This is a genomic window from Enterobacter sp. 01-M-03-SI-ECC, assembly GCF_047530215.1.
GTDB lineage: Bacteria > Pseudomonadota > Gammaproteobacteria > Enterobacterales > Enterobacteriaceae > Enterobacter > Enterobacter chengduensis.
Genome location: NZ_JBLKDA010000015.1, coordinates 1 through 17,937, shown reverse-complemented (window position 1 = coordinate 17,937; position 17,937 = coordinate 1). Strand labels below are relative to the sequence as shown.

18 protein-coding genes are annotated in these 17,937 nt (G+C 53.7%); 10 read left to right on the top strand and 8 right to left on the bottom strand.

Annotated features, from left to right (window positions below; translation table 11 throughout):
• Positions 1-5 precede the first annotated feature (5 nt).
• Positions 6-104, top strand: coding sequence for a YoaK family small membrane protein (locus ACMWKK_RS14500; protein WP_014883431.1), 99 nt, complete (start codon positions 6-8; stop codon positions 102-104).
• Positions 105-232: 128 nt separating this feature from the next.
• Here the strand turns inward: ACMWKK_RS14500 and ACMWKK_RS14495 are convergent, their stop codons facing one another.
• The 3 genes from ACMWKK_RS14495 to ACMWKK_RS14485 form a co-directional block, all read right to left on the bottom strand.
• Positions 233-481, bottom strand: a complete 249-nt coding sequence (locus tag ACMWKK_RS14495) for a GlsB/YeaQ/YmgE family stress response membrane protein (RefSeq protein WP_008500746.1) — start codon at positions 479-481, stop codon at positions 233-235.
• Positions 482-765: 284 nt separating this feature from the next.
• Entirely contained in the window at positions 766-2,238 is a 1,473-nt protein-coding gene (locus tag ACMWKK_RS14490; protein ID WP_406542823.1) for a diguanylate cyclase, read from the bottom strand.
• 125 nt (positions 2,239-2,363) lie between these two features.
• Positions 2,364-3,884: an EAL domain-containing protein gene (locus tag ACMWKK_RS14485; protein ID WP_112780779.1), complete on the bottom strand. Its 1,521-nt coding sequence runs from the start codon at positions 3,882-3,884 to the stop codon at positions 2,364-2,366.
• Positions 3,885-4,120: 236 nt separating this feature from the next.
• Between ACMWKK_RS14485 and ACMWKK_RS14480 the strand changes: the two genes are divergently transcribed.
• Complete coding sequence (locus ACMWKK_RS14480) at positions 4,121-5,620, top strand: cyclic diguanylate phosphodiesterase (protein ID WP_112780768.1); 1,500 nt, start codon at positions 4,121-4,123, stop codon at positions 5,618-5,620.
• Positions 5,621-5,908: 288 nt separating this feature from the next.
• On the opposite strand, the gene ACMWKK_RS14475 is transcribed toward ACMWKK_RS14480, so the two are convergent.
• From ACMWKK_RS14475 to icd, 3 genes are all read right to left on the bottom strand, one after another.
• Positions 5,909-6,154, bottom strand: a complete 246-nt coding sequence (locus ACMWKK_RS14475) for a DUF2543 family protein (RefSeq protein ID WP_032639754.1) — start codon at positions 6,152-6,154, stop codon at positions 5,909-5,911.
• 74 nt (positions 6,155-6,228) lie between these two features.
• Entirely contained in the window at positions 6,229-6,576 is a 348-nt protein-coding gene (locus tag ACMWKK_RS14470; RefSeq protein ID WP_112780769.1) for a DUF1304 domain-containing protein, read from the bottom strand.
• Positions 6,577-6,653: 77 nt separating this feature from the next.
• Positions 6,654-7,904 (bottom strand): NADP-dependent isocitrate dehydrogenase, encoded by a 1,251-nt coding sequence (gene icd, locus ACMWKK_RS14465; protein ID WP_112780770.1) that lies wholly within the window; start codon positions 7,902-7,904, stop codon positions 6,654-6,656.
• 117 nt (positions 7,905-8,021) lie between these two features.
• On the opposite strand from icd, the gene rluE reads away from it, so the two are divergent.
• From rluE to ACMWKK_RS14425, 8 genes are all read left to right on the top strand, one after another.
• A complete protein-coding gene (rluE, locus tag ACMWKK_RS14460; RefSeq protein WP_112780771.1) occupies positions 8,022-8,675 on the top strand; it encodes a 23S rRNA pseudouridine(2457) synthase RluE in 654 nt (217 codons plus the stop codon).
• A 9-nt stretch (positions 8,676-8,684) separates the two neighbouring features.
• Positions 8,685-9,158: an NUDIX hydrolase gene (locus ACMWKK_RS14455; protein WP_045326999.1), complete on the top strand. Its 474-nt coding sequence runs from the start codon at positions 8,685-8,687 to the stop codon at positions 9,156-9,158.
• A 41-nt stretch (positions 9,159-9,199) separates the two neighbouring features.
• A complete protein-coding gene (gene mnmA / locus ACMWKK_RS14450; protein WP_139156897.1) occupies positions 9,200-10,309 on the top strand; it encodes a tRNA 2-thiouridine(34) synthase MnmA in 1,110 nt (369 codons plus the stop codon).
• A 27-nt stretch (positions 10,310-10,336) separates the two neighbouring features.
• A complete protein-coding gene (gene hflD, locus ACMWKK_RS14445; RefSeq protein WP_406542822.1) occupies positions 10,337-10,966 on the top strand; it encodes a high frequency lysogenization protein HflD in 630 nt (209 codons plus the stop codon).
• 19 nt (positions 10,967-10,985) lie between these two features.
• A complete protein-coding gene (gene purB / locus ACMWKK_RS14440) occupies positions 10,986-12,356 on the top strand; it encodes an adenylosuccinate lyase (RefSeq protein WP_008500757.1) in 1,371 nt (456 codons plus the stop codon).
• A 123-nt stretch (positions 12,357-12,479) separates the two neighbouring features.
• Positions 12,480-13,151, top strand: coding sequence for a two-component system response regulator PhoP (gene phoP, locus ACMWKK_RS14435; RefSeq protein WP_024908594.1), 672 nt, complete (start codon positions 12,480-12,482; stop codon positions 13,149-13,151).
• On the top strand, positions 13,152-14,615 hold the full coding sequence (gene phoQ, locus ACMWKK_RS14430) for a two-component system sensor histidine kinase PhoQ (protein WP_045326997.1): 1,464 nt from the start codon (positions 13,152-13,154) through the stop codon (positions 14,613-14,615). It begins immediately after the preceding gene.
• A gap of 91 nt (positions 14,616-14,706) precedes the next feature.
• The gene (locus tag ACMWKK_RS14425) at positions 14,707-15,828 is read left to right on the top strand and encodes a cupin domain-containing protein (RefSeq protein ID WP_112780773.1); all 1,122 of its coding nucleotides are present in this window, start codon (positions 14,707-14,709) and stop codon (positions 15,826-15,828) included.
• Positions 15,829-15,913: 85 nt separating this feature from the next.
• Here ACMWKK_RS14425 and ACMWKK_RS14420 read toward each other — a convergent pair whose 3' ends face one another.
• A complete protein-coding gene (locus ACMWKK_RS14420) occupies positions 15,914-16,405 on the bottom strand; it encodes an REP-associated tyrosine transposase (protein WP_112780774.1) in 492 nt (163 codons plus the stop codon).
• A 95-nt stretch (positions 16,406-16,500) separates the two neighbouring features.
• On the bottom strand, positions 16,501-17,724 hold the full coding sequence (pepT, locus tag ACMWKK_RS14415; protein WP_112780775.1) for a peptidase T: 1,224 nt from the start codon (positions 17,722-17,724) through the stop codon (positions 16,501-16,503).
• Between the last annotated feature and the right edge of the window lie 213 nt (positions 17,725-17,937).

Here is a 17,937-nt window from a genome sequence, read left to right as displayed (position 1 = left end):
ATGGTATGAGAATAGGGATCCTCTTCCCGGTCGTGATATTTATCACGGCGGTGGTTTTTTTAGCATGGTTTTTTGTCGGCGGTTACGCGGCTCCGGGGGCATAAATGCGGAAAACAACCGTCATTATGCTGATCGTTGCCATTGCGGCGTTTGCCGGCACGCAGCTCGGCTGGTGGTAACCCCTGCAAGTAAAAAGGCCGCCATCCGGCAGCCTTTTCCAACGCTTTAAGCCTTAGCTTTTGATCTTTCTGTAGATAAACAGAACAACCAGCGCACCGATTACCGCCACGGCGAAACTGCCGAAGTTAAAGCCATCGACCTTGCCAAAACCGAACAGCGTACTGATCCAGCCGCCAACTACCGCGCCCACAATACCCAGTATTACGGTGACGATAAACCCACCGCCATCTTTGCCCGGCATGATCCACTTCGCCAGAATACCTGCAATAAGCCCAAAGATAATCCAGGATAAAATTCCCATAACTTTCCTCTCTGTATGGTTTTTGTCATTAAATCAACGACACAAAAAAGGATAGCACAGGATTTCAGAAAGGAAATTTGTGATAGGCATCACAATGAGAGAGTGCGCAATTATTCATCAATAAAAAAGCGCGTGGCACATAAACTGTGGGGTTGCATCTTTTGTTGAGAAAGATTATCTTTCTCAACACTGAATAATTGAGTTAAAGACTCGGGTATTCAGTACGACATTGCTCACATTGCTTCCAGTATTTCTTGCCCACCGTAGAGTGGGCTTTTTTTTGCTCAGACCCCAACAAACGCGTAGCGGTTACGTCCCGCGCGTTTCGCCTGATAGAGCGCCTGGTCAGCGGCAACAATGATATTCTGCTGGCTGCCCGCGATGTCGACGGCGCGTGCGGTTGAAATTCCGACGCTTACCGTCACCCGCCCGAAGGGGCTAAAAGCATGGGCGATGTCCAGCGAGAACACATTGCGAATAATCGTCTGTGCCAGACGAAGTGCCTGCTGAATATCCGCATCCGGCAGTATCAGCGCAAATTCCTCTCCGCCGTATCGCGCGACAATCTGGTTATCGCGGGTCAGGCTCTCCCTGAGGCTGTTTCCCAGCAGCGCGAGGCACCGGTCCCCTTCCGGATGGCCGTAGTTATCGTTGTATTTTTTGAAGAAGTCCACGTCCACAATCAGTATCGAAATTGGTGCATCACGTGCGGCACAACGCGCGATTTCCGAAAGGAATTTTTCATCAAAAATGCGGCGGTTGTACAGCCCGGTCAAGGCATCTTCTGAGGCAATAATCTTTAGCGCCTTATTGTCCTTTGCTTTTCGGGACAGGTCGGAATACAGGAAGTATGACGCCACGATGAGTATCGCCGTAAACACGAAAATGAGTACCGCCAGCTGAATCGCCTGCTTGCGCCAGGGAGCAAGGGCTTCATCAATGCTGACGGCCACGGTGGTAACCAGCCCGTAGCGTCTGTTTTTCTCATAGGCATAAATACGGTCGATTTTATCAAACCGCGACACGGAACGGGCAATCCCGGTATTTTGTACCTTAAGGTATTTCCTGAAGAGCGGTGAATCAGAAACAATCGTGCCGATATAGGTATTTTTAAAGGGATAACGGACCAGCAGCACGCCTGATTGCGTCGTTAAGCCGATGACGCCCGAGTGACCGATATTAATTTGCCCGTAGAGCGCCAAAAAATTTTCGATACCCAGCGTCACGACCACGACGCCGTTAAATGCCCCGGCGGGGGTTTCAAGGCGTCGACTGATGGTGATAACCCATTTACCGTTGGTGCGGCTGACCACCGGCTCCCCAATAAAAATCTGCTGACCTTTATTGTCCCGATGATAGATAAAAAACTTTCTGTCCGAGCCTTTGCGCGGCCCGGTAAAACTTTCGTGCAGTGCGGTAAAGATATCGCCGCTGGCATCGTAAACAACCACATTATTAATCTGGGTAAGAAGATTATCCTGATTATTGATCATCCGCTGAATATGGGTCGCCTGCTGCGGGGTCATGCCATAAATTTCGATAATGTCGGAAACGGTAGTAATTAACATTTCGCTCTGGCGCATGATCCCCTCGGTATAGACATCGAGGGTATGGCTCAGGTTAGCGACGCCGGTATTTATTTGCTGGATTGACTGCTGCCTTGACGTGGCAATTTGGACGGCAAGCGACAGCGAGATGATCAATGAGACAATAATGACGGTAATGGTTGTTGTGTAAAAAGTATTTTTCACATGCACGAGCTATTCCACCTTATCACGCCTGACATCCCTGGCTGACAACTCTTGTCACTGTAACAAAGCTCAGGATAAGAGGAAAATGAATTGCACTTAAGCATACTACAGAAGCTCGTCTTAATTACGCTCTACAAACTTACGGTCTCCCTTGGCTTAGATAAAATGACTTTAATAAAATCGATATAGGAGACAGGCTTACCAAAATAATAACCCTGCAACAGCGTAATTTCATTACGGTTTAGATACTCCAGCTGCGCTTTCGTTTCTACGCCTTCAGCCACAATGCGTAATGAGAGTTTTTTCGCCAGTTCAATGACGCAGTCCAGCAGGATCGTTGAGTCTTTTTCATCTGAAACCCGGTTCACAAAGCTTTTGTCTATTTTAATATAATCAATGGCGAGGGCATTAAGGCATGACAGCCCTGAATAGCCAGTACCAAAATCATCGAGCGCAATGACAAAACCGGCGTTATGCAGCCTGTTAAGATTTTCCACCAGGTGGGGGTTATCGATCAGCGGTTCACGCTCGGTCACCTCAAGCACCAGCTTGACTTCTTTACCCTGAAATCCGTTGCCGAACACGCGACAGTCGCCGAGGAAAGAAGGGGCATTGATGTGCCTGGCGCTGATGTTCACCCCAATATGAAACCCGTCCGGGAGCTTTGGCAAAAGTGGCTTAAGCTGCGTAACAACTTTCGCCATCATCCCTTTGGTCAAGGGAATAATTAAACCGCTTCGTTCAGCAATCGGAATAAAGACATCCGGCGGGATAAACCCTGATTTTGGATGCTTCCATCTCGCCAGGACTTCAACACCATACAACCCGCCAGTATCGCCGTTAACGATCGGCTGGTAATAAGGCTCGATCTCTCCCTGTAAAATGGCCTTGCGCAAATCGTCTTCAAATGAGGTGCTTTTCCCCTTGTAACGGCGGATCAAAATGCCCACCGCCACCGATAGCGCAAGAATAAGCAGTATCAGACTCCATCCCTGTTGCAGCAGCCGCGTCAGGCTAAAAAAGGCAGGCGGTTGCCAGGCCAGACTAAAGGGGAATTGCGCGGATGACGCAAGTGACCCCGCCCAGGCGGCCGCTTTCCAGTCGATCACATCACCGCTGCGCGTAAACCGTTTTTCGCCAACCACCAGCTCCAGGTCAACGCTGTTTGACGCGTTTGCGATGACGTCCTGCAAATGCGCATCACTGACGCTGACGATGACGCGCCCTCCCGCAATGGGCATCTGGAAGACAAGCACCGGAATGCCGTTAACCAGTCGGTTACCGGGGACCAGCATTAATTGTTTCTCAGGTAACGTCTCCGGATGAATAATCAACACGCCATTTCCGGGAAGTGAAGTACAGATGATTTTACCCTGCTGCTGAATCATGATGGCGCGCAGATGCGGTTTTAACGCAGCTTCTGTCCCCAGCGCCAGCTGTCCAGTACTGGTACATCCTTGAGCCGCAACGCGCTTCGCCGTGTTGGCCGCACTGGCCGCTTCAGTAAGAATGTTTTCTATTTTCTGAATGCTAACCGTGGCGGTGTGAATATTATTCGCTTTCGCCATCTGCCATAGCTGCCAGTTAATAATCAGCATGCCGCCCAGAAAGAGAAACAGAGCACTGAGAAGGGGGATCGTCACGTTGCGCACGATGTTTTCCTTAATAGAAAAAACAGGCATGGAGGATATGGAAAAAGCGCCTGCGCCTGACCCGGCGTTGCTTATGGCAATGAAAAAAGCTTAGCTGAGATTTGTCTTAAAAAACTGATACTTTCGTATGAGTTCAGCCGCCTGAATGTGATTACCAGCTGTGACTATCAGGCTTGTACCTTGCCCTGCCTGTGATAAGATTTGTGAAATCAGGGAGCGGACAGGATAACTGGAAAATGAAAAAGCGCATTGCCGTTGCGATCGTTTCAACGCTTCTGGTCATTCTGTCGCTGTATGCGGTCAATGCGGTTATCATCGGTCAGCAGAAAACCAAACAGCTCGAAATATCCCATACGCTTTTACGTTATTCAGAAGACCTCTCCGAAAGCGTGGCGCTGGGACTCAAAAGCATAACGACGCAGGGATGTGATAAAGCCAGTCTTGATACCTACAGACAAATAAAGCTTAACAGCCTCTATTTCGGCGATATCGGTTTTATCGAAAAGGGAAAAATTGTTTGTACCGCCTTTTGGGGGAAACTCGCGACGCCCGTCGCGCTTCCTGCCGAACTGCATAAAACGCCGAGAGGCTTTCTTCTGGCGCAGTTTTCAAGAAAAGACTTCTTCACAGGCAATGCGGCCATTTATAATAATATTATTATCTTCACCTCCCGCTATGCCTACGATAAATTCACTCCGGTTACCGCAAGCTATTCTCTGAGTGCCACCACCAAGGACTTTGGTCGGACCTTTTTTTCGGCCGCCCCTGAGCTTCCGCCGCAAAGCTGGCTGCAGTCGACGCTGTTCACCCTGACCATGACGCAGTGCAGCGCCTTGTGGGATTTATGCGTGATTGTAAAACATCACGATGCAGGACTGGCCTCGTTGCCCCCGTTTATCTTTACGTTTCTCGCAATCATTCTTTATTTAATCTGGCTCGCGATAACGCTGTTTCTTTTCCGTATTCATGAAGACCGTTTTTCGCTGGAACGTACGCTGATCAAAGCGGTGATAACCAATACCTTCAGCGTTAATTACCAGCCTATTATCCGCATTCGCGATCAAAAAATCGTGGGCATAGAAGTTCTGTCGCGATGGCGCGATCAAAAGCACGGCGACGTCTCGCCGGAGCTGTTTATTCCATTAATTAAAAAAATCGGCCTGTATAAAAAATATTACAGCAATATTATCGGTAAGTCCCTTGCAGAAATTGCCCCGCTGGCCATTAAGCATCAGCTGATCGTTTCCCTCAACGTTGGGCGCAAGGAAATTGAAGACGGTCAGTTTATTAACACTTTGCGCCGCGCGTGTTCAGCCAACCGCCTCCCCCTTTCCTTGCTAAAGGTCGAGCTTTCCGAGAAAGCCGTTTCCGCGGCAGATATCCTCGAGGGATTCTGTCAGGAACTGAAGTCACTCGGCGTTAAAATATCAATTGATGATTTTGGCGTGCAAAATTCAAACCTCGCCCGCCTGTCGCTGCTTGAATATGATGAGATCAAAATTGATAAGTCGCTGGTGGATGGCATCAGCGAGCATTATAAGCAAAACATCTTTGTTATCTTCAGCGATGCCCTCGCGAAGCTGAACAAAACGCTTGTTTTCGAGGGCGTGGAAAATGAAATTCAGTATCGCTTTATTGCTGAGCGCTATCCCGATGCCCTGATCCAGGGATGGTATTTTTCAAAAGCGCTCAGCCGAAGCGAGCTGGCGAAGCGGCTCACCGGCGTCATTCGGTAACCCGAAGCCTGGCGCGATCTTTTTTTAAATTACACGTTTCCATTTTTTAAGCAAAATCATATAGTCGTCACAATCAGACGGTAGATTACCTGGAAATACACTCTTATTTTGGTTAAAAACGTGAAATTATCCTTACTTTTCCCAGTGGCACTCTTTTTTCTGACCGTCATTTTCGTGCTGTTTACCGACAAACCTGCTTCGCATATTCTGCGAAAAAAATGCATGTGGTCCGATAGCGTGATGCTGAGCTGTATCGCAAAGCATCAGCATAACGGTTTTTAAGGCAGGCTATTCATTTCCCCACTGGTTGAGGAAATTCGCAACATCATCAATGCGACCCGCACGGATCCCGGCCTCCGCGGCCATCTCCTGCTGGGCTTCCTCGCTGATCTCCTCATTATTTGCTAAACGGGTGAGCAGCAGCTGGAAATAGTGTGCCAGCGCGTCGCGCTCTGATTCCGCCACCTGCTCTGCGGCTTCCGTCGCGTATTCATCGGCAATGTCATAATATTTCAGTGGGATGTCGTTGTGCATAACGGTCTCGTCTCTCGCCTGGAAGGATAACGTCACGAGTATATCGGACGCGTTACCTCAACCAAAGCGTTGCTTCAGATAAGTAACGCAAGCAGCGCTGCGAGCGCGGGCAGAGCCTGCACATACAAAATTTTTCGGCTGGCGGTGGCTGCGCCAAAGAGCCCGGCGATCAGCACGCAGGCCAGGAAGAAGATGGCGACCTGAACCCCCTTGTCGCCGAGCCAGAGGCTCCAGAGCAGGCCCGCCGCCAGAAAACCGTTATACAGCCCCTGATTCGCCGCCAGCACGCGGGTGTCGCGCGCAAAGTCGGGACGCAGATTAAAAGCCTTGTGCCCCGTTTTGGTGTTCCACAGGAACATTTCCAGCACGAGAATGTAGAGATGGATGAGTGCAACGACAGCGATAAGGACGGTGGCTAACATCGTGTTGTCTCCCGCAGGCAGAGGCAAAAAAAACGGGAACCCTCAGGCCCCCGCTCTTGTTTAACCCAGAATCTGGATTACATGTTCGCGATAATCGCGTCGCCAAACTCTGAGCATTTCAGCAGCTTAGCGCCTTCCATCAGACGTTCGAAATCGTACGTTACGGTTTTCGCGTTGATCGCGCCTTCCATACCTTTAACGATCAGGTCTGCGGCTTCGAACCATTCCATATGACGCAGCATCATCTCAGCGGACAGGATGATAGAGCCTGGGTTTACTTTGTCCTGGCCTGCGTATTTTGGTGCAGTACCGTGAGTTGCTTCGAACAGGGCGCACTCGTCGCCGATGTTCGCGCCAGGGGCGATACCGATACCGCCAACCTGTGCCGCCAGGGCGTCAGAGATGTAGTCCCCGTTCAGGTTCATACAGGCAATCACGTCGTATTCGGCAGGACGCAGCAGGATCTGCTGCAGGAACGCATCGGCGATCACGTCTTTAATGACGATCTCTTTGCCGGTGTTCGGGTTCTTAATTTTCTGCCATGGACCGCCATCAATCAGCTCGCCGCCGAACTCTTCGGTCGCCAACTGGTAGCCCCAGTCTTTGAACGCGCCTTCGGTGAACTTCATGATGTTGCCTTTGTGCACCAGGGTCACTGAGTCGCGGTCGTTGGTGATCGCATATTCGATCGCCGCGCGCACCAGACGCTTGGTCCCTTCTTCGGAGCACGGCTTGATGCCGATACCGCAATGCTCAGGGAAGCGAATTTTCTTCACGCCCATCTCATCGCGCAGGAATTTAATCACTTTTTCTGCGTCTGCAGAGTCCGCTTTCCATTCGATACCCGCGTAGATGTCTTCTGAGTTTTCGCGGAAGATAACCATGTCGGTCAGTTCAGGGTGCTTAACCGGGCTTGGGGTGCCCTGATAGTAACGAACCGGACGCAGACACACGTACAGGTCCAGCTCCTGGCGCAGCGCCACGTTCAGTGAACGGATACCGCCGCCGACTGGGGTGGTCAGTGGGCCTTTAATAGCAACGCGGTAGTCGCGGATCAGGTCCAGCGTTTCGGCTGGCAGCCAGACGTCCTGGCCATAAACTTGAGTAGATTTCTCACCGGTGTAAATTTCCATCCAGGAAATTTTACGCTCGCCTTTGTAGGCTTTCTCAACAGCGGCATCAACCACTTTCAGCATTGCCGGGGTAACGTCTACACCGATACCGTCACCTTCGATGAACGGGATAATCGGATTGTGAGGAACGTTAATCTTGCCGTTTTGCAGGGTGATCTTTTTACCTTCCGCCGGAACAACTACTTTGCTTTCCATTAACCTCTCCTTCGAGCGCTTCTGGTTGTTACTGATCTTATGTTAATAAATTGTAATGAGCCCTTCGATAGTACCTGATTGTCCTGCGCCATGAAAGGTCTTCGTTATTAGGCTATAATGCGGCAATTGATAACGCCTGAAAATACCATGAAGAAAACTTCTTTTACAAAACACCGGGTTGAGCGATTCAGCTCCCGACAAGCCGCCAGACGACCGCAGGAAACCCAGCCGAAGCGGGTTATTTTGTTCAATAAACCCTACGATGTTTTGCCGCAGTTTACCGATGAAGCCGGGCGCAGCACGCTGAAGGACTACATCCCTGTACAGGGGGTTTATGCGGCCGGGCGTCTGGACCGCGACAGCGAGGGCCTGCTGGTCCTGACCAACGACGGCGCCCTACAGGCGAAGCTCACGCAGCCGGGGAAACGCACCGGCAAAATTTACTTCGTCCAGGTCGAAGGCGAGCCGGATGAAGAAGCGCTGGAGAAATTGCGCAGCGGCGTGACGCTGAACGACGGTCCCACCCTGCCCGCAGGTATTGAACGCGTGAATGAACCAGAGTGGCTGTGGCCGCGCAATCCGCCGATCCGCGAACGCAAATCCATTCCAACCAGCTGGCTCAAAATTACCCTTTATGAAGGCCGCAACCGTCAGGTTCGGCGCATGACCGCCCACGTCGGCTTCCCTACCCTGCGTCTGATTCGCTACGCTATGGGCAGCTACACTCTGGACGCGCTGGCAAACGGTGAATGGCGAGACGTTACCTTTTAAGGAGTCACTATGTTTAAACCTCATGTCACGGTTGCCTGCGTGGTTCACGCCCGGGGTAAATTCCTTGTTGTTGAAGAGAGCATTAACGGCAAAGCGCTGTGGAACCAGCCTGCCGGACACCTTGAAGCCAACGAGACGCTCCTGCAGGCCGCGAAACGCGAGCTGTGGGAGGAGACCGGCATTCACGCAGAGCCCCAGCACTTCATCCGCATGCACCAGTGGATCGCCCCCGATAGCACTCCGTTCCTGCGCTTCTTATTTGCCGTCGAGCTAAGCGAAACGTGCGCCACAGAGCCGCAGGATGACGATATCGACCGCTGCCTGTGGGTCACTGCCGACGAGATCCTGAACGCGCCAAACCTGCGCTCGCCGCTGGTTGCGGAAAGCATTCGCTGCTGGCAGTCCGCCGACCGCTTGCCGCTGGATGTCATCGGCGCATTTAACTGGCCGTTTACAGAGGGTGCCAATGGTGGGGGGGCGTGATAGAATACGCCGCCTTGAAGTTCAATGTCGTGAGTATTCCAATGTCAGATAGCCCAAAAAAAGTGATCGTCGGCATGTCCGGCGGTGTCGATTCCTCCGTTTCCGCCTACCTGTTGCAGCAACAGGGCTATAAGGTGGAGGGCCTGTTCATGAAGAACTGGGAGGAAGACGATGGTGAGGAATACTGCACTGCCGCAGCGGATCTCGCTGACGCGCAGGCCGTCTGCGACAAGCTCGGTATTGAACTGCACACCGTTAACTTTGCCGCAGAATACTGGGACAACGTGTTTGAGCTCTTCCTCGAAGAGTACAAAGCGGGCCGTACCCCGAACCCGGATATCCTGTGCAACAAAGAGATCAAATTTAAGGCCTTCCTGGAGTTCGCCGCGGAAGACCTGTGCGCTGACTATATTGCGACCGGCCACTACGTGCGGCGCGCAGACGTGAACGGCAAAAGCCAGCTGCTGCGCGGCCTGGACGGCAATAAAGATCAGAGCTACTTCCTCTACACGCTGAGCCACGAGCAAATCGCCCAGAGCCTGTTCCCGGTCGGCGAACTGGAAAAGCCGCAGGTGCGTAAAATCGCCGAAGAGCTGGACCTGATCACCGCGAAGAAAAAAGACTCTACCGGCATCTGCTTCATCGGCGAGCGCAAATTCCGTGATTTCCTCGGACGCTACCTGCCCGCACAGCCGGGTAAAATCGTCACCGTCGACGGTGACGAGATTGGTCAGCACCAGGGGCTGATGTACCACACCTTAGGCCAGCGTAAAGGCCTGGGCATCGGCGGCACCAAAGAAGGTAGCGAAGATCCGTGGTATGTGGTCGACAAAGACGTCGAAAACAATATTCTGGTTGTTGCCCAGGGTCACGACCATCCGCGTCTGATGTCGGTTGGCCTGATCGCGCAGCAGCTGCACTGGGTCGACCGCGAGCCGCTGAAAGGCACGCTGCGCTGCACGGTCAAAACACGCTACCGTCAGAGCGATATTCCTTGCACCATTACCGCGCTTGATGACGATCGCATTGACGTGCGCTTCGACGAGCCGGTTGCCGCCGTCACGCCGGGCCAGTCTGCTGTCTTCTACAGCGGCGAAATCTGCCTCGGCGGCGGGATCATTGAACAGCGCCTGCCGCTGCCTGCTGTTTAATACGATTGCTCACATAAAGGAGACCGTGTGGCGAAGAACTACTATGACATCACCCTGGCGCTGGCGGGAATTTGCCAGTCTGCCCGTCTGGTGCAACAGCTTGCGCATCAGGGTCATTGCGACGCTGACGCCCAGCACGTTTCGCTGAACAGCGTTATCGATCTCAACCCTGGCTCGACCCTGGGCGTGTTCGGTGGCAGTGAAACCAATCTTCGTCTCGGTCTTGAAACCCTGCTTGGCGTGCTTAACGCCAGCAGCCGTCAGGGATTAAACGCAGAGCTGACCCGCTACACGTTAAGCCTGATGGTGCTGGAGCGTAAGCTGAGCGCCGCAAAAGGCGCGCTCAATACCCTGGGCGATCGCATTGCCGGGCTACAGCGCCAGCTTGACCATTTTGACCTGCAGTCCGACACGCTGCTCAGCGCCATGGCCGGTATTTACGTTGACGTCATCAGCCCGCTCGGCCCGCGCATTCAGGTCACCGGCTCCCCTGCCGTGCTGCAAAGTCCACAGGTGCAGGCAAAAGTGCGTGCGTCCCTGCTGGCAGGGATCCGCGCCGCCGTGCTGTGGCACCAGGTTGGCGGTGGCCGCCTGCAGTTAATGTTTTCTCGTAATCGCCTGACCACTCAGGCAAAACAAATTCTTGCTCATTGTTAACCTCCCGGAGTTGCGAATTATGGAATTATCCTCACTGACCGCCGTATCCCCTGTCGATGGACGCTACGGCGATAAAGTCAGCGCGCTGCGCGGGATCTTCAGCGAATATGGTTTGCTGAAGTTCCGTGTTCAGGTTGAAGTACGCTGGCTGCAAAAGCTGGCCGCCCAGGCAGCAATCAAGGAAGTTCCTGCTTTTGACGAAAAGGCAAACGATTACCTTGATAAAATCGTTGCCGAATTTAGCGAACAAGACGCCGCGCGCATTAAGACCATTGAACGCACCACCAACCACGACGTGAAGGCGGTTGAGTATTTCCTGAAAGAGAAAGTGGAAAGCGTCCCTGCCCTGCACGCCGTGTCTGAGTTCATTCACTTCGCCTGTACCTCTGAAGACATCAACAACCTGTCTCATGCGCTGATGCTCTCTACCGCGCGCAAAGAGGTGGTGCTGCCTTACTGGCGTAAAATCATCGACGCGGTGAAAGCGCTGTCCGTGGAGTACCGCGACATTCCGCTGCTTTCTCGTACTCACGGCCAGCCAGCCACCCCTTCCACTATGGGGAAAGAGATGGCGAACGTCGCGTACCGCATGGAGCGCCAGTACCGTCAGCTGGAACAGGTTGAAATTCTCGGCAAAATCAACGGCGCGGTCGGTAACTATAACGCCCACATCGCCGCCTATCCGGAAGTGGACTGGCACCAGTTCAGCGAAGAGTTCGTGACTTCTCTGGGGATTCAGTGGAACCCGTACACCACCCAGATCGAACCACACGACTATATCGCCGAGCTGTTTGACTGCATCGCGCGCTTCAACACCATCCTGATCGACTTCGATCGTGACGTATGGGGCTACATCGCCCTGAACCACTTCAAGCAGAAAACCATCGCCGGTGAAATCGGCTCTTCTACCATGCCGCACAAGGTGAACCCCATCGACTTCGAAAACTCCGAAGGCAACCTGGGCCTGGCGAACGCCGTGCTGCAGCATATGGCGAGCAAACTGCCGGTATCCCGCTGGCAGCGCGACCTGACCGACTCCACCGTGCTGCGCAACCTGGGCGTGGGCATTGGCTACGCGCTGATTGCGTACCAGTCCACCCTGAAAGGCGTGAGCAAGCTGGAAGTGAACCGCGATCGCCTGCTGGACGAGCTGGATCACAACTGGGAAGTGCTGGCGGAGCCGATCCAGACCGTGATGCGCCGTTACGGCATCGAAAAACCGTACGAAAAGCTGAAAGAGCTGACCCGCGGCAAGCGCGTTGACGCCGAAGGCATGAAGCAGTTTATCGACGGTCTGGCGCTGCCGGAAGAAGAGAAAACCCGCCTGAAGGCGATGACCCCGGCGAACTACATTGGCCGCGCCATTACCATGGTTGACGAGCTGAAATAACGCCCCTCTCCCCCTTTTCGCCCGAAAAGGGGGATGCTTTTCCCCGGTTTACTCAATGTTTATCCCCACAACAACATAATCAGCGTTAAACTATTCATACCAAATATCTAGGGAGAAGAGATGATGCGCGTACTGGTTGTTGAGGATAACGCATTGCTACGCCATCACCTGAAGGTCCAGCTTCAGGAGATGGGACATCAGGTGGACGATGCTGAAGATGCAAAAGAAGCCGATTATTATCTCAATGAACACCTGCCGGATATCGCCATTGTCGATTTAGGGTTGCCTGACGAAGACGGTCTGTCCTTAATTCGCCGCTGGCGCAGCCACGATGTCTCCCTGCCGGTTCTGGTGCTGACCGCCCGTGAAGGCTGGCAGGACAAGGTTGAAGTACTCAGCGCGGGTGCAGATGATTACGTCACCAAGCCGTTTCATATTGAAGAGGTGGCGGCGCGGATGCAGGCGCTATTACGCCGCAACAGCGGGCTGGCGTCACAGGTTATTTCCATCCCGCCTTTCCAGGTCGATCTCTCCCGCCGGGAATTATCCATCAATGATGAAGTAATCAAGCTCACCGCCTTCGAATACACCATCATGGAGACGCTGATCCGTAACAATGGCAAAGTGGTGAGCAAAGATTCCTTAATGCTCCAGCTTTATCCCGATGCGGAACTGCGCGAGAGCCATACCATTGACGTGCTGATGGGACGTTTGCGCAAGAAGATTCAGGCGCAGTATCCGCAGGATGTGATTACCACCGTCCGTGGCCAGGGCTACCTGTTCGAATTACGCTAAATGAGACGGATCTTGCGCCATATTCTGCCCCTTTCGCTGCGGGTACGTTTTCTGCTGGCAACGGCCGCCGTCGTGCTGGTGCTGTCGCTCTCCTACGGCATGGTCGCCCTCGTGGGCTACAGCGTCAGCTTTGATAAAACCACCTTTCGGCTGCTGCGTGGCGAAAGCAATCTGTTTTATACCCTGGCGAAATGGGAAAACAACCGCATCACCGTCGAAATGCCGGAAAACCTCAACCAGCAGAGCCCCACGCTGGCCCTGATCTATGACGAGAAGGGTAAGTTACTGTGGGCGCAGCGTGACATCCCGTGGCTGGTTAAAAGTATTCGTCCGGAATGGCTTAAAACCAACGGTTTTCATGAAATTGAGGCCGATCTCAATACCACCAGCTCGCTGATCCGTGAAGATCGCTCTTTGCAGCAAAAGCTGAACGAGATCCGCGCGGATGATGCCGAAACGGAAATGACGCACTCCGTTGCGATTAATCTCTACCCGGCGACGCTGAACATGCCTCAGCTGACCATCGTGGTGATCGACACCATTCCGATCGAGCTGAAGCGTTCTTATATGGTCTGGAGCTGGTTCATCTACGTTCTGGCTGCAAATCTTCTGCTGGTGATCCCGCTGCTGTGGATAGCGGCATGGTGGAGCTTGCGCCCCATTGAATCTCTGGCAAAAGAGGTTCGCGAGCTGGAAGAGCATCATCGCGAGAAGCTGAATCCGGAAACGACCCGCGAGCTTACCAGCCTGGTGCGTAACCTCAACCGCCTGCTGAAAAGTGAACGCGAACGCTATGATAAGTACCGTACTACCCTTACCGACCTGACCCACAGCCTGAAAACCCCGCTGGCCGTTATGCAAAGCACCCTGCGTTCAATGCGCAGTTCGAAGCTGAGCGTCGATGATGCCGAGCCGGTGATGCTGGAACAGATCAGCCGTATTTCACAGCAAATTGGCTACTACCTGCACCGCGCCAGCATGCGTTCAGGCAGCGCCCTGCTGAGCCGCGAGCTGCACCCGGTCGCCCCGCTTCTGGATAACCTCACCTCTGCCCTCAACAAGGTGTATCAGCGTAAAGGGGTGAACATTAGCCTCGATATTTCGCCCGAGATCAGCTTTGTCGGGGAAAAAAACGACTTCATGGAGGTGATGGGTAACCTGCTGGACAACGCCTGCAAATATTGTCTGGAGTTCGTGGAAGTGTCCGCGCGCCAGACGGAAAATGAACTGCATATCATCGTTGAGGATGATGGCCCGGGGATCCCACTCAACAAGCGCGATGTGGTGTTCGATCGCGGCCAGCGCGCCGATACGCTACGCCCAGGCCAGGGCGTCGGTTTAGCCGTCGCCCGCGAGATTGTTGACCAGTACGACGGAAAAATCGAAACCGGCGAAAGCCTGCTGGGCGGCGCCCGAATGGAGGTCATTTTTGGTCGCCAGGAGCCCACGTCGAACGATAGTTAACCCGTTATGTGAAAAATGCGAGGATCTCGCAGCCGGGGGGCCGAGCTTCCGTTATAATCCAGGTCAGTAAGAGCCTGCGGAATAAAAAAATATGGATTATCACTTAACGCTTAACTGGCCCGAGTTTATTGAACGTTACTGGCAAAAACGCCCGGTGGTTCTGAAACGCGGGTTCAGCAACTTTGTCGACCCCATCTCCCCTGACGAACTGGCCGGTCTGGCCATGGAAAATGAAGTCGACAGCCGCCTGGTCAGCCACCAGGACGGGAAATGGCAGGTCAGCCACGGTCCTTTCGAGAGTTACGATCACCTCGGTGAAAACAACTGGTCGCTGCTGGTGCAGGCGGTGAACCACTGGCACGAGCCAACGGCTGCCTTAATGCGCCCGTTCCGCGCCCTTCCCGACTGGCGCATGGACGATCTGATGATCTCCTTCTCCGTACCGGGCGGCGGCGTGGGTCCGCATCTGGACCAGTACGACGTGTTTATTATTCAGGGTACGGGCCGCCGCCGCTGGCGCGTGGGCGAAAAAGTGCCAATGAAACAGCACTGCCCGCATCCGGATCTGCTTCAGGTCGATCCGTTCGAAGGCATTATCGACGAAGAGCTGGAGCCGGGCGATATTCTCTACATTCCGCCTGGATTCCCGCACGAGGGTTACTCCCTGGAAAACTCGCTCAACTACTCGGTTGGGTTCCGCGCGCCAAGCGGCCGCGAGATGATCAGCGGATTTGCCGACTATGTTCTGCAACGCGAGCTGGGTAGCTACCGTTATAGCGACCCTGACGTCCCTGCCCGCGAGCATCCGGCCGATATTCTGCCAGCGGAGCTGGATAAGCTGCGCGGCATGATGCTGGATTTGATCAACGAGCCGGAGCACTTCAAACAGTGGTTTGGTGAGTTTATCAGCCAGTCGCGTCATGAGCTGGACGTTGCGCCGCCGGAACCGCCGTATCAGGCTGACGAGATTTATGATGCGCTTCAGCAGGGCGACAAGCTGACGCGTCTGGGCGGGCTGCGCGTGCTGCGCGTTGGTGATGAGGTGTTCGTCAACGGCGAGAAGCTTGACTCTCCGCACCGTCCGGCGCTGGAAGCGATTGCCAGCCATCTGGTGTTGACTGCCGACACATTTGGCGATGCGCTGGAAGATCCATCCTTCCTCGCAATGCTGGCCGCGCTGGTCAACAGCGGGTACTGGTTCTTTGAGGACTGAGTCGACTTAATGCCCGGTGGCGCTGCGCTTACCGGGCCTACAATACGATCGTAGGCCGGGTAAGGCGCAGCCGCCACCCGGCTTTTTACTTCCGCTCTCCCGTCGCAAAATCCTCGATCTCCCCTGCCCAATCGGCAGGATATAATCCCTCGTGAACATCTCGGTGAAACGTTGAAAACGGCCAGTCGATAACCTTACTGACGTAGCCGTGCTTCACCGGATTGATGTAGACGTAATCCACATGCCGCCGGTAATCGTCTTCGTTTCGAATGGTGTGCTCCCAGAAGCGTGGCTGCCAGATATGGCGCATGTCGATGCTGCGGCTGAACGTCTTTTTGATATCTCGCCAGCGGGCAGAAAAATCGCTGTCGCCTTCCGGTAAGGTCCAGATGCAGTGCATATGTTCGGGCAAAATAACCCAGGCGTTTATCGTAAAAGGCTTTGCGCGTTTAACCGCGACAGTCGCGGTACGGAGGCTATCAATATGACGGGTAAGCAAATCGCTCTGACGGTTTTGCAGGTTGACGGTGAAGAACCAGGTTCCACCGGGGACGTAGTGACGACGGTAGTTTGACATGGGCACTCCTTGCCTTAATGCCGGGTGGCGGCTGCGCCTTACCCGGCCTACATTCGGATCGTAGGCCCGGTAAGCGCAGCGCCACCGGGCATTTTTTACCGCTTCGCGGTCAGCTCCGCTATCCGCACTATCACCTTCACCGCTTTCTCCATCCCTTCGAGCGTCACAAACTCATGCTTGCCGTGGTAGTTATAGCCACCGGTAAACAGGTTCGGGCACGGCAGCCCCATAAACGACAGCTGAGAACCGTCGGTACCGCCGCGAATCGGCTTCAGCTGCGGTTCAATATCGCAGTCGCGCATCGCCTGCTGGGCGATATCGAGAATATGCGGGTGCGCCATCACCTTCTCGCGCATATTGTAATAGCTGTCTTCGATGATGAGCTCAATGTAGCAGTCGGGATGCAGCCCTTTCCCCACCTTCTTCGCGATCTCCATCATCTTGCGCTTGCGCGCCTCGAAGGCTTTGCGGTCGAAATCGCGGATGATGTAGTGCATCTGCGCGCTGTCCACCGTGCCCTTGATGCTGGTCAGGTGATAGAAACCTTCGTACCCTTCGGTCTGTTCAGGGCTCTCTTCCGCCGGGACTTCTGCGTGAATTCTGGATGCCAGCGACAGCGCGTTCACCATGACGCCTTTCGCCGAGCCGGGGTGAACGTTGTTGCCGACAATTTTGATCGTGACGGACGCGGCATTAAAGTTTTCATACTCCAGCTCACCGACGCCACCACCGTCAACGGTGTAGGCCCACTGCGCGTTAAAGGCTTCCACGTCGAAATGCTTCGCGCCCTTGCCGACCTCTTCGTCCGGCGTAAAGGCCACGCGGATATCCCCGTGCGGGATGTTTTTCTCTTTCAGCACCGCCAGCGCCGTCACGATCTCCGCGATGCCCGCCTTGTCATCTGCTCCCAGCAGCGTTTTTCCGTCGGTGGTGATCAGCGTCTGGCCCAGCAGCTGGTGCAGCACCGGGAACATCACAGGCGAGAGCACTTCGTCGCCAATGCCCAGCGCAATGTCGCCGCCGCGGTAGTTTTCCACAATCTGCGGGTTCACGTGTTTACCGCTAAAATCCGGAGAGGTGTCGACGTGGGAGATAAAGCCAATCGCCGGAATGTCACCTGGGACATTCGCCGGCAGCGTTGCCATCACAGTGCCTTTCTCGCTTAAGGTGACGTTGACCAGCCCCATGGCGTCAAGCTGCTCTTTAAGCAGGTTTAATAGCTTCCACTGGCCTTCGGTGCTTGGCACCTGGCGAACACCCGGCTTAGATTGGGTATCCAGCGAAACGTACTGTAAAAAACGCTCAAGTAATTTATCCATGCAGTCACCCTCACTTTTTGTGACAACATTATCAATAAGCATCAAAACGCAAATATTGCGTCAGGTCACTTTTATCCCGCAAACGAGAATATTTAATGAGATGGTCACTCCCTCCTTCCCAGTACTATGCTGAGGACAGGCTTTCATTCGGAGAACCATCATGGAAAACATTGCGCTTATTGGTATCGATCTGGGTAAGAACTCTTTCCATAT